This is a genomic window from Paenibacillus sp. J22R232 (assembly GCF_056269165.1).
Genome location: NZ_JBWDNK010000004.1, coordinates 85,484 through 103,166 on the forward strand (window position 1 = coordinate 85,484; position 17,683 = coordinate 103,166).

Genomic DNA, 17,683 nt, shown 5'->3' on the forward strand with positions numbered 1-17,683 from the left:
ATGGCGCATCGGAAAATCATGTCCAGCGCACGGGAGTCGTTCGGAGACATGGCTCCGGCCTTCGTCGCGTATTCGGAAGACGTGTTGTTCGGGGATCTCTGGCGAAGGGAGCAATTATCGCTCAGGGATCGCAGCATGGTTACGGTTGCCGCGATTGTGGCGGGAGGCATGACCGAGCAGCTTGCCTATCATTTGCGATTAGCAGTAGAGAACGGGGTGGCACAAGATGAGCTGGTGGAGGTCATGACGCACCTCGCCTTTTATACGGGATGGCCGCGCGCGGCATCAGCACTCCATGTGGCGAAAGCCGTTTTTGGAGAGTAGATTAACGTTCACCATTCACAACGAAGCTAGACAAAATGTTATTATTTTTTACAATTTTGGACAAATATTTTACTGTTAACCGCATAAATATGATATTCTCCACCCTATGGTATCGTATACTAGAATGAAAGCCGATATTCATAGGAATAAATATCATATTTCAGAAATAGGGGATTTCCTGCATGAGCTCCACCGTTGAATTCGTACTTATGTGTGCATCTTTGATTATGATGGGCATGATTTTAATTTATGTTTATGGATTTAGAAGAGAGCGCGGCGTCTACTACCTTGTCGGCTTGATCGTATGCAGGATTGTATATTCCAGCAGTATCATTTTGGAGAAGAACAGTGATTTATTGATGGAAAAGCTAATTTTCCGTAATGCTCAGCATACGGCACTTAATATAATGGTACCTTTCGCCATGCTATTTGTTTATCAGCTAGTTGGCCGCAATAAGCTGTTAAAGCCGCTATGGAAAATAATCGTGTTCGCTATATTTTCACTTTGGTCATTGCTTGTTTGGCTCGATCCAAAGCTTCATATGATCTTCCGTACGATTGAGCTCTATAACGGCAACTTAGTAACAACGAAGACGTTTTATTCGATGACCTTTACTATGATTTGCTATAGCCTGGTGATCTTATGCATCTATTTTCTATTTCAGTATATACGGAGCATTCGCAACGATTTCCGCAAACCGGGGATGTGGGTGCTTCTCCTATCCACGCTGCCGTTTGTGATTGAGATTATGAGGTTTGTAAATCCGGAATGGTCCTCGTGGCTGCTTTCATTGACCGTTTACTGCGGGTTTACAGGTACTTTGATGCTGGTTATCATGCTGCGGATCAAGTTTTTCTCTACCGTTCCGATTGCGAGAAGCATCGTGCTAGACACGCTTCAGGAGAGTATTGTTACAGCGAATGCGGCGGGGAAAATCATTGACAGCAACAAAAGAGCTATAGATTGGTTTACGGAGATGGGTCACGAGGCTGTTTTCGGCAAAAATATAACTGAATTATTGGACGCTTGGCCGGAATGGCTTAAGCTGTGCAAGTCCATGCAGCAGGGCAATGTTGAGATCGATATCTTTCTGGATGGGGAGAGGAAAATATACAGCGTAAACGTATACCCGTTACATATGCTGAGGCGTCAAGGGCAAGGAAGCATCTCGCTTATTGTCGATATTACGGAGAAGCAGCAGCATCTCGAGCAGATAGCACAATTGAATCAATTGAAGGACCAGCTATTTACGATCGTATCTCACGACATTCGCAGTCCGCTGGCCTTGCAGTTCCAACTTATTGAGCTGCTGGAAGAGGATAGGCACCGCTTGGATAAGGAACATCGGGAAATCATAGAAACATTGGGAGATCAGATTCGTCACACACTGGGAATGACCAATAATTTGTTGGAGTGGTTTCGAAGCCAAAGGGAAGATATGGCGCTTCGCCCGCAAATCCTGCAATTAAATGAGGTTGTCGAGGATTGCTGCCAGATGCTGCACATCAGGTACGAGGCCAAGCATATTCGCATGAATAATGGCATTGCTCTGGAAACGCTAGTGTATGCTGACCGGGAAGCGCTCGGACTAATTATCCGCAATTTGTTAACCAATGCGATTAAATTTACTGAAACGGGAGGATCCATTCAAATCCTCGCAGAAGTATCGGGAGACATGGTGATTGTTTCTGTAGGTGATGACGGAGTCGGTATGGATGATGTGCAGGTTCGTCAATTATTTGGCGACAAGCAGCTTAATTCATTGACGGGCACCTTGGGAGAAAAGGGCACAGGGCTTGGACTGCTCGTCAGCCGGCAATTCGTTGAACGAAGCGGCGGGCGCATATGGGTCGAAAGCAAAGTCGGAGAGGGAAGCATATTTTATTTCACGATGAGAGGCGGGGGCAAATCATGAAGGTTCTCATTGTTGACGATGAGCCTGCTATGCTGCTGGCTATGAAAAGACTGCTCTCAAAGGTTGAAAGCGTGGAGCTTGTCGAAGGATTCCAAACGGCGTCAGAGGCGCTGGAATTTGTACGTGAAACGGATGTAGACCTCGCATTCCTGGATATAAAAATCGCGGAAGATAACGGCTTAGAGCTCGCCCGGAGCTTGCGTACCATTTGTGCGGATCTCGACATCGTGTTCGTAACCTCCCATTCCGATTATGCATTTGAAGCCTTTGACGTATATCCATTGGATTATATGGTTAAGCCCATTTCCAGAAACCGTTTGACTCAAACGATCTCACGGGCGGCTAGCAAACGCAATGTTTCTTTGCATGAGGAGAGCGCTGCCCTTCCTGCCAATCGCTTAATAATCCGGGGCCTTGGCTGTTTCGAAGTCACTAGTGAGCACGCGGGTACGTTGAAATGGATTTCGAAAAAGAGTATGGAGCTATTCGCCTATTTGCTTGTAAATCAAGGCAAAAGCGTAACGAAGGCACGGATTTTGGAGGACGTTTTCCCGGGCATGCCTCTTAAAAATGCGGAAATATACTTGAATACGGCAGTCTATCAGCTAAGGAAGGTGCTGTCGCTGCATGGCCTTAAAGAAATCGTACTATCCGCACAGGAGCAGTATCGTGTTCAGCTTGATTATATAGATGCTGATTTTATTCAATTCGAACAGGCCGTAATGGAATTATCCGAAATCAATATAGCGAATGAAGCGATGGCCATAGAATTGGAGAAACATTATGCGGGCGAGCTGCTTGAGGATAAATCCTTTGAGTGGGCAACTTTGGAGCGCGAGCGTTTATCGATTGTTTACGATTCCTTTGCTAAGCGCCTTGCAAGCTGGCTCTTGGATCAGAAGCGTTATAGAGAGGCAGCGCATATTGCCAAACGAATTGTGTCACGCAATGAATTCGAAGAAGAGTCAACGATATTGCTGCTGAGCATATATGGGGCTATGGGAGATCGACAGTCTCTGCATCATTACTATGAAGTCTATGCGCAAGCGCTGTTCCAAGAGCTTGGCCTGCAGCCCTCGACGGCCATTCAGCAGCTGTATGAATGGTATGGGTAATTATCCAACTGGCATCGGTATGGAGAGGGATCAACATAAAAAGGGATTAGACAAATTAATTCCCGCCTCTATGCTATATTTTATAAAAAAACTTTTATGACATGGCTTCCCACACTGCGAGGGCGTACACAATGATGATAAAGACAAAGCTTTACATTCCGCTTGGACGTAATTACCTAGTATCTCGGCCGAGGCTGATGAACAAGCTGGATGAAGGGTTAACCGTAAAGCTAACCATTATTTCTGCTCAAGCGGGTTACGGGAAAACGACGGCATTAAGCGAATGGGCGAAACAATGCCGTTCACTCGTTGCATGGGTTTCTTTGGACAAGCAGGATAACGATTGGCAATCATTCTGGAAATATATCATTATCTCCATCCAGGAGAGAATACAAGGCTTTGGCAGCACAGTGCTGCCTCTTTTGGAGAAGGGACCTTCTCCAGCATCTGAACCGCTTATTACGGCGCTGCTGAATGAATTAAGCCATTGGGATGATGATCTAGTCATTATTTTGGACGATTATCATACCATTGAGCTTCAAACGATAGAAAAATCTTTGTCGTATCTCATTGAGCATCTGCCCCCTCACATTCATTTCTATATCGCAAGCCGCTCGGATTTGGCCATTCCCACCACGCGTTTACTGGTTAAGGGCGAATTGCTGCACGTTACGATGCAGGATTTACGTTTTCAGCTGGATGAAGGGGTTGTGTTTTTCAGGGATACGACGAACTTGTCGTTAACCAAGAATCAAGTGACCCAGCTGTATAAGCAGACGGAGGGTTGGATTAGCGGACTTAAGCTGGCTGCGCTATCTCTACAAGCAAGTGATGACATCGGCAGCGCCATTCAGCGGTTCGGTGGACAACAGCATAAAATATCGGATTATTTGCTGGAGGAAGTACTGCAGCATCAATCGGAACAGCTGCGCCAATTTTTATTGGAAACGTCGATTTTGAGTGAGATGAACCATTCGATATGCCAGGCCGTAACAGGCCAAACGGACAGCCAAGAGCAATTGGATCGGATTGAGCAGCTCAATTTATTTATTGTTCCGCTGGATGACCATAGAGGCTGGTTTCGATACCATCATTTGCTTTCCGACTTCCTGCAGCAAATTCTCCGGAGAACAGACGCTGACAAGTGGAAGCAGGTACATATTCGCGCGGCTCTTTGGCTAGAGGAACATGGTTTGGACGTAGAAGCTGTAGAGCATTATATCGAGGGAAACCAAATTGAGGACGCGATTCGGTTAATAGAGAAAAATCTTCATGTATTGGTGCAGAAGAAAAATGTAATGTTAATCAGGTGGGTATCTGCAATTCCTGAAAACTCCCTTGCAGAGAAACCGATGATTGAGCTTTTTTATATAGCCGTATTAATGGGAGTAGGGGAATGGCAAGCCGCATTTAGAAGAGTAGAGCAAGCCAAAGCGCGCTATCAGGCGCTGCAGGGAAAGATGAATGCCGACGAATGGAACCAGACAATGGGCAACATTTACTTTTTTGATACGATGGCTTCATATTTGCAGCAAGACTTGAAGAAAACGTCCTTCTACTTGGAGTTGATGGAGCGTCATTTGCCGGATGGCAGCTTTTTTCAGACAATGGGCTGCAATCGGTATCAAGAGCTTGATTTCTTTGATGATCTTCTTGCGGTTATAAACGATTTCAAGGCAATGGAAGGTTTTCTGCTGAAATGGATTCTAATGTGGGAAAACAAGCAGCAATATCCGTTTATCGGTTACTTTTATGGCTCCTATAGCAGATTGCTATATGAACATAACCGGCTGGATGAGGCGGAGTTGTATATGAATCAGGCACTGGAGCGCAAAGATCTTGCTGCCTTTGCCCGAATCTTGATACCCGTATATATAAGCGCATCGCGAATTCAACAAGCCAAAGGCAATGCGAGACGCGCTTCCGAGCTTTTGGAGCAATTAAAGCATAAGGTTGACTCACCTGACTATGACCTGTTTATGCGTATGGTCGAAGCAGAACAAGCTTCTCTGTTTCTACAGCAAGGCTCGATCGAGCGCGGGGAAGAGTGGCTGCAAGGCCGCGGATTGGCGCTAACCGATGAGTTATCCCTAAACCACGTAGCCGAGTACATGATCATGGCTAAGGTGCTTGTGGAGAAAAAGCAGGAAAGCGACGCTCTTCATTTGTTGAATCGGCTATATGAATGGTTGCGGAAAGAAAATCGTATGCGGGATCAAATCAAAGCATTGATATTGCTAAGCGTTGTTTATTATCGCATGGATCAAATGGAGCCGGCGCTGGCGCAGCTGGATAACGCTCTTGTGTTGGCAGAGCCTGAGGGGTACATTCGCAGCTTCGTGGATGAGGGGGCTGAAATGGCAGAATTGTTATCCGCCTATGTGAAAATAAAGCAGTTCAGCTCTGCAGTATCTTCCGATTCCATAGAATATGCTAAGCGATTGCTTAAGATCTGCAATGGCTCCAATCGAGCCGGCTTATCCGACAGGGTATTTTTAACCGAGCAAGAAACGAGAGTATTGAGGCTGTCAGCTGAAGGATTATTGAATAAGGATATTGCAAACCGGCTATTCATAATGGACGAAACCGTCAAATCACATATTAAAAATGTGTATAGAAAGCTTGGAGTAAATAATAGGATGAAAGCTTTGAAGCGGGCGAGAGAGTTGAATCTGATCGATAACTTTGAAGATAGGTAAGGCCATTATACAATTTGATTTCATAATAGATTTGAAATGCTATCCCCCGTTTGGGGGATATTTTTGTTTTCTGAATAGTGATATAGTCTTGAAAATATCGATAATTGTCGAATTATAGCTTAGGAATAAAGCAAAGCTCAGACATTTAAGGAGGAATACAGGTGCGCAGCAGGTATCAAAAAGGCATTTCAACGGTTTTAGTATTCGTGATGGTGCTAGGTTTGTTTAGCGGGTTAATGGTAGGCGGAGCTAAGGTGCAAGCGTTTAATGGGGGGACAGGAAGCCAAACGGATCCATACCTCGTTTCAACAGCCGAAGAGCTTAATGATGTGAGGTATCATCTGGAAGCGGGAGCGCACTTTAAACAGACAGCAGATATTGATTTGAGTGCATATACCAATTGGGAGCCAATCGGCAATGATCCCAATTATGGCGACAGAAGTTATTTTTTCAAAGGTAGTTTTGATGGCAATGGGTTTAAAATCAGCAACTTAAAGATTGATAGGCAATGGAATGAAAACGTCGGTCTTTTTGGAATTGCCGAGAATGGCAATTTCAAGAACATTCGGTTAGAAAATATTGATGTCAAGGGTATGTATTCGGTGGGCGGATTGGTTGGTAACAACTACAACGGAACCGTTAGCAACAGCTATACCACGGGCAGTGTATTCGGTCAAAATCGGGTAGGCGGGTTGGTTGCAGATAATTATGGAACCATTCGCAACTCTTACTCCACCGTAAATGCTACCGTATCCAATATGGAGGTTGGGGGTCTAGTCGGACAAAATAATGGCCCCCTCGTTGCAAGCTACGCTACAGGCAATGTCGTTCAAACCGGAACTGCATATGGAACTGGTAGAGTAGGCGGGCTGGTAGGAATCAACAGCGGCCCGATTGACAGCAGCTATGCTACAGGTAATGTATCGGGCAGCTATGATGTTGGCGGCCTGGTGGGCGCGTATAGCGGGTATTTCGGAGGAACCTCCGTAACCAACAGCTATGCGACAGGAGCGGTGACCGCGACACAGCCATCAGTAGGCGGTTTAATTGGAGCATACTATTCGAATGATGGACCTATAGCGACTAGTTATTACGATAGCATGACATCAGGAAAAGCTGATACAGGAAAAGGCATCGGCAAAACAACCTCAGAGATGAAGGATCAAGCCACATTCACGGGTTGGGATCCATCTCTTTGGTATTTCGTTTCTGGTCAATATCCGCAATTGTGGACCGGTAATTTAGCGCAAGGAACAGAGGGCGGAACAACAAAGCTTGAAAATGTTGAGGGTATGGATTTTTCTTTAAATGGAGGAAGCTACACAACGGTAGCCGGTACGTTTGTTGATCGTTTAGATGCCATTGCGGGTGATGTCATCTCTATTCGCAAGACAGCGAATAACGCGATCAGTAAAACATTTACTGTCGGCTTGTCGGATATTAGGCCGGCAGCAGCACCGGCAGCAGCATTGGCTGAAGGAACGAATCCAGGTACAACTAAGCTGACGGTTTCGGCTGGGGGAATGGAGTACAGAATCAATGAGGGTACGTTCACATCCATGGCCGGAACGAGCGTAGATAATCTTCCGGTTTACGTGGGAGACCATCTATACGTACGAGTGGCGTCGTCGTTGGAGCAACCGGCCTCCTTCGAACAGGATTTAGTTGTGTCCAGTGAGGATATCAAGGTTGTAGCTATAGCAAATCCCGCCATAGTAGGGGTTACGGTTCCTGTAAAGGGGGCTTCCCCGGTTTCGTCGATGAGTACTACGGAATACGATGCTGCTATTACTTGGACTCCGGCACATGCAGCATTCGCTGCAAATACGGTGTATACGGCAACCATTACGCTGTCTCCGAAAGCGGGATACACCAAAGCAGGCGTAGTGGATAACTTCTTTACCGTAGCCGGCGCAACAACGGTCACTCATGCGGCTAATTCAGGCGTAGTTACGGCCATTTTTCCAGTAACGGAACCAGCCGTAGTCGCAGACTCGGTTATTAATGGGGTAACGGTTCCGGTTGTAGGCGAAGCACCGGTGCTATCCGTTAATGAAACGAATGAATATACAGGAGCAGTAGCGTGGTCCCCTTCCGCTGAGAAATATGCAGGGTCGGCGGTGTACACGGCAACGATTACGCTCGCTCCGAAAACAGGCTACACGCTCACCGGCGTGGAAGAAGATTTTTTCAGCGTAGCGGGAGCCGTATCGGTTACTAATGAAGAAGATTCGGGAATTATTACAGCAATATTCCCCGCAACGGATGTTGCAGGAATAGAGAAAGCAGATATTGAAGGGGTTACGGCTCCAGCAACAGGCCAAACGCCGGTAGCGTCTATTACGGATACGAATGAATACACAGGAACGATAGCGTGGTCGCCTTCCGTTGCGAAATATGCGGGTTCAGCGGTGTATACGGCAACGATCACTCTCGCTCCAAAAACAGGCTATACACTAACAGGTATCGAGGAAGACTTCTTTAGCGTAGCAGGTGCCGTATCGGTTACGAATGATGCCGATTCAGGCGTCATCACAGCCATTTTCCCAGCGACGGATGCAGCAGCGGTAGAATTTGCGGATATTGAAGGCGTTATTGCACCAGTTGTGGGTGAAACGCCAGTGTCGGCAATTGATGAGACAAACGAGTATACAGGCACCGTAACATGGTCGCCTTCGGTTGTGAAATTCGCGGGCTCGACAGCCTACACGGCAACGATCACGCTTACACCAAAAACAGGCTTTACGCTAACAGGCGTAGCTGAAAATTTCTTTAACGTTGCTGGTGCCGCAACGGTTATTAATGAAGAGGATTCAGGCGTGATCATAGCAACCTTCCCAGTAACGGATCCAGCCGTATTGGAGATTTCGGATGTTGAGGGCGTAACCGTGCCGATCACAGGTGAAGAGCCAGCATTGTCGATTGAGGAAACAGATGAGTACACGGGGGCAATAGCATGGTCACCTAATGCTGCAACATTCGCAGGAGACATCGTGTACACGGCAACGATTACACTTTCGCCCAAAGCGGGTTACACGTTAACAGGCATAACGGAAGACTTCTTTACAGTAGCGGGAGCAGCGGCAACGACAAATGAAGAAAATTCAGGCGTCATTACCGCAATATTCCCGGCGACAGAACCAGCAGCAGTGGAGAACGCAGCTATTACTGGCGTGACTGTACCTGTTAAGTATGCTGTCCCTACGGAAGCTGCAATCGAAACTGCCGAATATACGGCAGCTATTTCATGGTCGCCGGCTCATAATCCATTTGCGGCAAGCACGGTCTATACAGCTACAATTACGCTAGCGCCAAAAGCAGGCTATACGCTCACGGGCGTGGCTGAAAACTTCTTTACGGTAGCCGGAGCCGTGACGACTACTAATGGATTGGACGCGGGCGTCATTACGGCCGTTTTCCCAGCGACTGAAGCGTTAAGCACATTAGCGACATTGAGTTCCACAATCGGAACGGTAAGCGCGAGCGGCTCTGTCAATGAAACGATTACCGGCATACCGGCCGAAACTACACTTGCATCGCTGAAAGCAGCCATTACACCTGCTGAGCATGCGACGTTCGACATTTATGAGGCCGACGGGGTAAGCGTTGCTCAAGCATTGGCAACAGGCAACAAGGTGATTGTTACCGCAGAGGACGGTATAACGAAGACGGTCTATACAGTTACATTACTCGTATTGCCGACACCAACGCCAGCAGCGGGCGGAGGCGTTCCGACGCCGAGCAGTACGGCGGTTATCTCTACGAATGGTCAGTTGACGCTTCCGTTGGGTAAATCAGGTGAAGTTAGTCTAGGTACGGAAATTAAAATTTTAATTCCAATGAATGCCATCATGAAGGATTTGCGGCTTACGATTCAAAAGGTACAAGAAACGCTGCATCTTTTGAAACATAACGAGGTTCTTGCTAGCCCGGTTTATGAGCTCGAGAAAAACTTTAATGAGAACTTTGCCAATCCCATTCAAATATCGTTTGTTTTTGACCCGTCCGTCATTAAGAGCAATCAAAGAGCTTCGGTTTTCTATTACGATGAAATAAAAGGGCTGTGGGTTGAAGCTGGGGGTGTAGTGAGCGGCAATCAAATAATGGTTGAAGTCAATCACTTCACAAAGTTTGCAGTACTGGCTGTTGGTATTGACCAAACAGTAACCCTTAGTGATATTGCAGGACATTGGGCTGAAGCCAATATCAAGAAAGCGATCGCGGACGGCATCGTCAGTGGTTATACGAATGGCACATTTAAGCCAAATGCAACCGTAACACGCGCGGAATTTGCATTGATGCTGGTGAATGCATTGAAGCCGCAAGGAGATGGAGCGGTAATGACCTTTACGGACGAGACGGCAATTGCTGCATGGGCGAAAAAGGCTGTTGCGCAAGCGGTGCAAGCTGGAATCATAACAGGCTACAGTGACGGAGCCTTCCATCCGAATGCACAAATTACACGTGCAGAGATGGCAGCAATGCTGGCCAAAGCTTCGGGCAAGCCTGTCCAAGAAAATACCGAGACCGGCTTTGCTGACGACAAGGATATTCCGGCTTGGGCGAAAGGCAGCATTCTTTTTGTACAGCAAGCAGGATTGATGCAAGGGAAAGGCGAGAATCAGTTCGCGCCACAAGCTAAAGCGACTAGGGCAGAGGCTGTAACGGTTTTACTGAGCATGCTGGAAACCAAAGAATAGACGCATCTATTTGATTGGCTTGGCGTGTGCGGAATAGATTAGAATTCAACAGCCCTTATTCCATTAGGGGCTGAATTTTCGGACATTTACGATCGTGCGATTCATGCAGAAGAGGGTACACCGGGAGCCATAGGCTTCGGTGTACCCTCTTGTTTTTAACAATGCTATAAATTAAGGCGTGTTCTTAGGTATCAGGCCGTTGCCATACTGCATGAGCGGTGCGAGCCAGACCATGCCAGTCCCCCGATATACGTTGACGAGTCCTTCTCCGGAAGCCGCAGAGCCCATCCGAGTCTTGCCCGACTTCTCAACGGTGAATTCCAAGGAATTCGACCACATAAGCGCAAAGTTCCCGTCGACCTTGAGCACGTCGTTCTGCAATTCGATAACGACAGCCTCTTCCGATGGAATCGGCGCTTCGAGCGCCAGAATGCCTTTTCCTTTGGCGCTAAGATTAAACAGGCCTTCTCCGCCTAGCGCGGCTGAAGAGAGACTCTTGCGCGCAGTTACACCGATCTCTAGAGTCGTCTCGCAAGCGAGGAACATGCCGTCATCAATGACAATGTGGTCGTTGTCGACATCAATTAACCACAGGTACTTGTAGGTCGTTTCCAGCAAAATGGTGCCTGTGCCTTTATAAAGGGGTTTGATGGCACTCGTACCTGTTACTGCACTGGACACGAGATTTCTCATGAGGCCGCCAACTCCTTTAACGCCAGAAGTCATTTCAATATTGCCAATCATATATTGCATGGCACCAGCGCTCAGCATGACCTCGCTATTTTTAATCTCTACCATGAGCTGCTTGTTGCGCATATTGCTTTTGCTCATAAAAAAGTTTGCTTGTGCGTCTAGCATGGTCGTGTTGCTGAGATCCTCTTTATACTCGATTACGGTAAAGCCACCGAGCTGTTCCTTAATGACAACATTGTTGTTGTCCTTTAGATTGTTTATCGTGAAAGCCATACTGATATTCGCCTCCTGTAGAAGTTATGATGATCAAATGGAATCCTTCCAGATGTAGGTATTCGACAAAAGGAGGCAGTATCCTTGCCATCTTTTGTAAAGCTAAGTAACTAAAAATGAATGGCTATAAATTTCCAAGATGATACAATGGTAAAAATTGATAAAATAAGGAGCTTTTATTGATGAGGGTATCAAAGAGTATATTAATGTTAACCGCAATTCTTCTATCTTTTTCGTTTTTAAAGTTAGAATCATTCGTTGAGGCCGCAGAGAAGCCGGCAACGAAAATTGTTGTCGATGGCAATGAAATCAAGCTTGCCGTGAAGCCCATTGTAGTTAATGGGAGTACGATGCTGCATGCCAAGGGAATATTCGATGCCCTGAAAATGAATTCGAAGTTCGATAAGAAGCAAATTACGGTAAAGTACAAGGATATTACTTATAAAGCGAGTGTAGATCAAACCCGAATTTATATCGGAAGCCGTGAGCTTCGTTTGACACAGGCTCCCGTCGTCAGGGAAGGGCGAATTTTTGTACCTGCAAGGTTTGTCGGGATTGTAATCGGCAAAGAAGCAACTTACGACGAAAAGGAAAACCAGCTAGTTTTTGGATTAACCGAAGCAGCTAGGAAGGCTCTGCAACGCAGCTTGTTTGAAGCGGTGAGAAAAGGGGATGCCGTTGCCGTTGCTAACTTGATTAAGCGAGGCGCCAATCCGAATGGCAAGTTATTGGAAGAATATTTAAATAACACTCCGATGGATTATGCAGTTACCTATAATAGAACGGCGGCTGCCCGTGCTTTAATAGAGGGTGGATTTCAAATGAAAGGAAATGACCAATATATTGGATTTAACGTCATTACACTTCAGAATGCCGAATTGCTTGAGCTTTTGCTATCGGCGGGCTTGGACCCGAATAAAAGGGATCATTTAGGGACACTGCTCGAGTTAGCCTCTAGCGCAATATCAATTGGTTCAGAGAACGGCACCTATAAAAGCCTGAAGCCATCACCTGCTATTGTAAATTCGCTGCTGAAGCATGGAGCAGACCCAGGGCTGGACAATTCCCTTTATAAAGCGGTTCAATCCCAAAATTATAGTATCATACAATCACTACTGAGAGCCGGCGCTGATCCCTATAAAGTAAATGAGCACGGTACGACACCTTACGAATTAAGCCTTCAAAAAAATATTAATCGTTGGATGGTCATTCAGGATGTGCGCGTTGAACTGCCTTCGATCATTATTACGGACGCCAAGGGACAACAAATCAATGAAGGCAACATGAACCTTCGCTCCTTGGAAATGCCCAATGAGTTACCTTCATATGTTAGCTGGACCAATGGTCAAGTAAATATAGACGTGCCAAGCGGGAGATATCAAATCATGGATTTGATGTTTCACGGTACGACCTATATTTTACAACAAAATAGTTCTTTCACGATTCAAGGAGCGACGGCCACGCCTTCTACGATTAAGCTGCCTGAGCTAAATGTAAGTGCCAGGTTAACCAGTGACTCGATCTCCATAGATGGTGGGTTGTTGATGATGTATAATTCCCAGAATGCTTCTCTTTCATATGTTAGCGTAAGCGATTCGACATTTAATCTGTATGCGCCTGCTGGACAGTATCGTATTATAAGCTATCGAGACAACTCAGGTAAACCGCATACGGTAGACGTTACGTTTACCGTTAATGGTGGAGGCGGGGTTCAGGATCTGGCATTAGCGCTTAAAAAATTAAGTGATCCAGTCTATAATTAATGTAATCTTTTGTCGTTGAATAATACAATAGTTGCAAAGTTAAACTATTGTGTGATACACTTTGTTCAGGTGATGATCATGACAAAGATTTCTCCCTACGTAAATGTACGGGAAACTTTTCAACTGCTGGTTAGGGTTTTCGGCATGCTGCAGAAGGATGGCGCGCAAGGCTGCGGCGTCTCTGTTATCCAGAGCCATATTTTGTACGAGCTGGGCAAGCGGCCAAATATATCTTTGAATGATCTCGCGCAGCTGCTTATAACGGACACAAGCTCCCTTAGCAGGCAAGTACAGCAGCTTGTAGAGCTTAATCTGATTAATAGGCTGCCTGATCCGAATGACCGGCGTTATGTTGTGCTGTCGCTGACTGCTGATGGTGAGAAGAAGCAGCTGCATATCACGGAATCCATGGAGCTATATTTGCAGGATGTATTTGCAAGTATTCCGGCTGAGAAGCACGAACAAGTTTTCGAAACGTTAAGTTTGATGAACCAGGCATTGAACAATACCCCATTCAAGAAACAGCCTTCTTCCTAGTAAGAAGGCTTGCGTTTCATTAATAGTTGCAAAAATCAATTATATGTAGATGCAGTAGTTGAGTGAAGCTGAGAATTGGCTGTGAGTGAATGGGAAGCACAGATTTGAATAAATGAACGATGAAGGAGCTGCTTATAATGAACCAAGTATATGATACCGTGACAAACCACCGATCGATTAGAAGCTATACGAATGAACCGGTGAGCGAAGAGCATTTGACGATGATTATTGAAGCCGTACAGGCCGCACCGTCGTCCATTAACGGACAACAGGTAACAGTCATCAGCGTACAGGATCCAGAGACGAAAGCGCGGATCGCAGAGCTTTCTGGAGGAAATCCTTGGATTGCGCAGGCACCTGTTTTCTTGCTGTTTTGCGCGGATTTCTACCGTGCCAAAATTGCGGCCGAGCTGAATGGCGAAGAGCTGGTTGTGACGGATGGGGTCGAGTCGATTATTGTCGGCTCTACCGATGCAGGCCTAGCTATGGGTAACGCCATTGCCGTCGCAGAATCTTTAGGGCTAGGTATCGTGCCTATTGGCGGTGCGAGAAGACAGCCTATTGAGCTGATTAAGCTGCTGGGACTGCCTGATTACGTGTTTCCCGTTAGCGGTCTAGTGGTCGGTCACCCGGCAGGAGCTTCCGAGAAAAAGCACCGGCTCCCTCAAGCCGCGGTTTGGCATAAGGAGCAGTATAATACGGAGCAGGAAGGCTTGATCAAACAATATGATGATGAAGTCTCTGCCTATATGTTGAAACGTACGGACGGTAAAGAATCCCGAGGCTGGTCGAAAGCCGTGTCCTCCTTGTACAACCGGATCTATTATCCGGAAGTGAGAAAGATGCTGGAGCAACAAAAATTCGATACCAAATAAAAGGAGGATGCACATGATTATTTTACAGGTTCAAATGACAGTGGCAGCGGGGGAGCGCGAGACGTTTCTAGATAAATCGACCGTGCTGCTCTCGTCTACGCAAGCCGAGGAAGGCAATATCAGCTACCAGTTGTTCGAGAATGTCACTAGCCCTGGCAAGTTCGTTATGCTGGAGGAGTGGAAAGACGAGCAAGCGATTGACCTTCATAACCAAACGGATCACTTCACCGAATTTTTTGCTTACGCACGAAATGTTCTTATCGAGCCGCTTAAAGTAAACCGTTTGAACGCATAGAGAATAAGGAGAAGCCGACGGCTTCTCCTCTTTTGTTTATCTAACCGCTAATTTCGTTAAAGTTGAAGCATACGCAGCATCATATCGATAAGAGAAATGTAATTTAGTTGATAGGTTTGTGATGATTGATATTGAAGATATGCCTCAATGTGAAAGTATTGCACCTTTTGTAGAAGTTTGTCATTTTGCCGTCATTAGCTTCCTGTATGATTGAATAGATGAACATGCATCCAATGATCATCTATTCAATCATATAGGAGTGAAATATGTTTATGAAACTTTTTTCGTTAAGTCGTTCGGTACTCGTCTCTGCTTTGATACTGGTAATATTAAGTGGCTGTGTAACCAATACGGGGTCATTCAGCGTTGTTATTGGCCCCGAAGAGATATTAGAAAGCTCTGAGCAAATGTACGTTAGATATTCGAATGGATCCGTAGAGCATATACCAATTGATTCTACAAACCCGTCACTAACGGTGGCCACGACTGATGTTGGTAAAACGATCGTAGGAGGTTACTTGACCGATGGAATTGTAAGCTGGGTTCCTGAAGTTGTGTACTCCTATAACCAAGTCGAAATGAAAGACATCTCATCAACTAAACCAGCGTTACCAGTAAATTATGTTGTTCAGCAAATAGAGCCTAAAGCGGATATCGATCATCCGGGGTTTGTAAGTGTGACCTATTCTGTATATGGAACGGATGGGAACACAGTGAGTGATCGCACGGAGATATTTGCTCATTCCGCCGATCCAAGTGTTGTTTTTTTAAATAATACTGGAAGTGGGAATAGTGAAGTAACGGGGGGATATTCTTCATATACCCAAAAAGGTGAAGTTACATTTTTGGTTAAATCGCCTATTGAAAATTTTTCAGAACCGAATATTTCATTGTTTTCGGGCTCGCATTTAGTTTATAACACACAATTTAATGAGGCTATAAAAGCAGTATCAATTGGATTTGCTTCCGGTGATAACGAGCAGAATGTGACGCAAAACATTAGTTTGCTATCGAATGATATACCGGGAATCAATGTCTCTTGGGCAAGTAGCAATACCGATGTCATTACCGAAGCTGGGGTTATTCAAAAGTCTAAAACGAGCTCAGGCTTCTCAGATGTGAAGATGACAGCCACGTTAGCAGGTTATGGCATTGTATTGACTAAATCCTTTGACCTTCGCGTGGAAGTTAAAAAACTTAGCAATGCTGCTTCTCTTAGCGAGCTCAGCTTAAGCGGCGTTGTATTAGATCGGGATTTCAATGGTCAAATATTAGAATATACCGGTCAGGCACCACATGAGGTATCCGTCACTACGGTCACCTACACGCCAGATGATAGCTTCGCATCCGTAGCTTACGAACGTGATGAGTCACCAGTTACTAATCCAATCGACTTGCGAGTAGGTTTGAATGAAATTAGCGTCATCGTAACGGCGGAAGACGGCAGCAAACAATTCTATAATGTGGCAGTTACGAGGGAACTCGAGCCGACGCCAACTCCATCACCGACTGCAACACCGGATCCAACGGAAACGCCGGTACCAACGCCAACGGCAACAGAAGCACCAACAGAAGCACCCACATTACCAAATCCAACGGTTTCTCCAACACCAAAACCGACACCGGCGGCATCCAATCCCTTCTTGTCGTCTGCTGCAATTGATATAGATAAGCTGACGGCTGAGTTGAAACAAAAATGGACAGCCTCTGAACCGGTTTCCTTCACGGATACGGCTTCGCATTGGGCATCCAAGGATATCGGTATTGCATCACGCCTTCAGATTATTGAAGGTTTCCAAGACGGCGGCTTCAAGCCGAATGCATCGGTAACTCGAGCAGAGTTCAGTGCGATGATCGTAAGGGCATTTGGTTTAGGCAAGGCTTCCTCAGGCACGTCATTCAGCGACCTGGATTCACAGAATTGGTCAAGCACCTACATCGAAAGCTTGGCTTCGAGCGGCATCATCAACGGCTATCAAGACGGCACCTTCAAACCAAACAATGACATTACGCGAGCGGAGATGCTGACTGTTATTTCTCGGATTGTGAACTTGAAAGCATTGAGCCAGAATGATGCCCCTGCAGCATTCTCGGATATCTCGGATGAATATTGGGCAAGAGCGGCAATCGAGGAAGCAGCAGGCGCAGGCATGATTAATGGAGTGAGCACGAATCAGTTTGCCCCAGAGAATAAGTCAACGCGCGCTGAAGCATTAACGCTTATTATTCGTTCATTGCGAACTTCAGCGGCGATTAACGAGCTTTTGCAATAAATCATAGCTTTCTCAACCGGAGACTGCAGCTAACCGCTGCAGTTTTTCATTAAGGCTTTGAATCGCGCAAACGTGCGATGACCCTCCCTATAGGTAGTCTTATAACGAAATTTGTGATAACATGTAGACTGACAAGTAGAACGTGAACGTGGGAAAGCCGATTCCGTTCGTGCCAGTATCACCGCAGTTTGCGGACGCATTTTTAAACTGCGGATGAATT

11 protein-coding genes are annotated in these 17,683 nt (G+C 46.0%); 10 read left to right on the plus strand and 1 reads right to left on the minus strand.

Annotation, left to right across the window (positions count from 1 at the left end; translation table 11 throughout):
• The 5 genes from AC0YN3_RS14270 (at position 1) to AC0YN3_RS14290 (ending at position 10,754) form a co-directional block, all read left to right on the plus strand.
• The gene (locus AC0YN3_RS14270) at positions 1 to 324 is read left to right on the plus strand and encodes a carboxymuconolactone decarboxylase family protein (protein ID WP_475775700.1); all 324 of its coding nucleotides are present in this window, start codon (positions 1 to 3) and stop codon (positions 322 to 324) included.
• A gap of 182 nt (positions 325 to 506) precedes the next feature.
• Complete coding sequence (locus AC0YN3_RS14275; protein ID WP_475775701.1) at positions 507 to 2,240, plus strand: sensor histidine kinase; 1,734 nt, start codon at positions 507 to 509, stop codon at positions 2,238 to 2,240.
• Entirely contained in the window at positions 2,237 to 3,355 is a 1,119-nt protein-coding gene (locus AC0YN3_RS14280; RefSeq protein ID WP_475775702.1) for a response regulator, read from the plus strand. The genes AC0YN3_RS14275 and AC0YN3_RS14280 overlap by 4 nt, the downstream gene beginning before the upstream one ends.
• Positions 3,356 to 3,486: 131 nt before the next feature.
• Positions 3,487 to 6,054, plus strand: coding sequence for a winged helix-turn-helix domain-containing protein (locus AC0YN3_RS14285; RefSeq protein ID WP_475775703.1), 2,568 nt, complete (start codon positions 3,487 to 3,489; stop codon positions 6,052 to 6,054).
• 161 nt (positions 6,055 to 6,215) lie between these two features.
• Positions 6,216 to 10,754 (plus strand): S-layer homology domain-containing protein, encoded by a 4,539-nt coding sequence (locus AC0YN3_RS14290; RefSeq protein WP_475775704.1) that lies wholly within the window; start codon positions 6,216 to 6,218, stop codon positions 10,752 to 10,754.
• A gap of 171 nt (positions 10,755 to 10,925) precedes the next feature.
• Here the strand turns inward: AC0YN3_RS14290 and AC0YN3_RS14295 are convergent, their stop codons facing one another.
• On the minus strand, positions 10,926 to 11,720 hold the full coding sequence (locus AC0YN3_RS14295) for an AIM24 family protein (RefSeq protein WP_475775705.1): 795 nt from the start codon (positions 11,718 to 11,720) through the stop codon (positions 10,926 to 10,928).
• 182 nt (positions 11,721 to 11,902) lie between these two features.
• Here AC0YN3_RS14295 and AC0YN3_RS14300 point away from each other — a divergent pair, with 182 nt between their 5' ends.
• The 5 genes from AC0YN3_RS14300 to AC0YN3_RS14320 all read left to right on the plus strand — a co-directional run bounded on the left by AC0YN3_RS14300 (position 11,903) and on the right by AC0YN3_RS14320 (position 17,463).
• Positions 11,903 to 13,483, plus strand: coding sequence for a stalk domain-containing protein (locus AC0YN3_RS14300; RefSeq protein WP_475775706.1), 1,581 nt, complete (start codon positions 11,903 to 11,905; stop codon positions 13,481 to 13,483).
• Positions 13,484 to 13,561: 78 nt separating this feature from the next.
• Complete coding sequence (locus tag AC0YN3_RS14305) at positions 13,562 to 14,020, plus strand: MarR family winged helix-turn-helix transcriptional regulator (protein ID WP_475775707.1); 459 nt, start codon at positions 13,562 to 13,564, stop codon at positions 14,018 to 14,020.
• Positions 14,021 to 14,157: 137 nt separating this feature from the next.
• Positions 14,158 to 14,895, plus strand: a complete 738-nt coding sequence (locus tag AC0YN3_RS14310) for an NADPH-dependent oxidoreductase (protein ID WP_475775708.1) — start codon at positions 14,158 to 14,160, stop codon at positions 14,893 to 14,895.
• Positions 14,896 to 14,908: 13 nt separating this feature from the next.
• Entirely contained in the window at positions 14,909 to 15,190 is a 282-nt protein-coding gene (locus tag AC0YN3_RS14315; protein WP_475775709.1) for a putative quinol monooxygenase, read from the plus strand.
• Positions 15,191 to 15,456: 266 nt separating this feature from the next.
• Entirely contained in the window at positions 15,457 to 17,463 is a 2,007-nt protein-coding gene (locus AC0YN3_RS14320; RefSeq protein WP_475775710.1) for an S-layer homology domain-containing protein, read from the plus strand.
• The last annotated feature ends 220 nt before the right edge of the window (positions 17,464 to 17,683 follow it).

Bases quoted from the DNA above. Each gene is read 5' to 3' on its own strand.
- AC0YN3_RS14275 (WP_475775701.1), top strand. From the start codon at position 507: ATGAGCTCCACCGTTGAATTCGTACTTATGTGTGCATCTTTGATTATG.
- AC0YN3_RS14320 (WP_475775710.1), top strand. From the start codon at position 15,457: ATGTTTATGAAACTTTTTTCGTTAAGTCGTTCGGTACTCGTCTCTGCT.
- AC0YN3_RS14280 (WP_475775702.1), top strand. From the start codon at position 2,237: ATGAAGGTTCTCATTGTTGACGATGAGCCTGCTATGCTGCTGGCTATG.
- AC0YN3_RS14270 (WP_475775700.1), top strand. From the start codon at position 1: ATGGCGCATCGGAAAATCATGTCCAGCGCACGGGAGTCGTTCGGAGAC.
- AC0YN3_RS14310 (WP_475775708.1), top strand. From the start codon at position 14,158: ATGAACCAAGTATATGATACCGTGACAAACCACCGATCGATTAGAAGC.
- AC0YN3_RS14285 (WP_475775703.1), top strand. From the start codon at position 3,487: ATGATGATAAAGACAAAGCTTTACATTCCGCTTGGACGTAATTACCTA.
- AC0YN3_RS14315 (WP_475775709.1), top strand. From the start codon at position 14,909: ATGATTATTTTACAGGTTCAAATGACAGTGGCAGCGGGGGAGCGCGAG.
- AC0YN3_RS14305 (WP_475775707.1), top strand. From the start codon at position 13,562: ATGACAAAGATTTCTCCCTACGTAAATGTACGGGAAACTTTTCAACTG.
- AC0YN3_RS14295 (WP_475775705.1), bottom strand. From the start codon at position 11,720: ATGGCTTTCACGATAAACAATCTAAAGGACAACAACAATGTTGTCATT.
- AC0YN3_RS14300 (WP_475775706.1), top strand. From the start codon at position 11,903: ATGAGGGTATCAAAGAGTATATTAATGTTAACCGCAATTCTTCTATCT.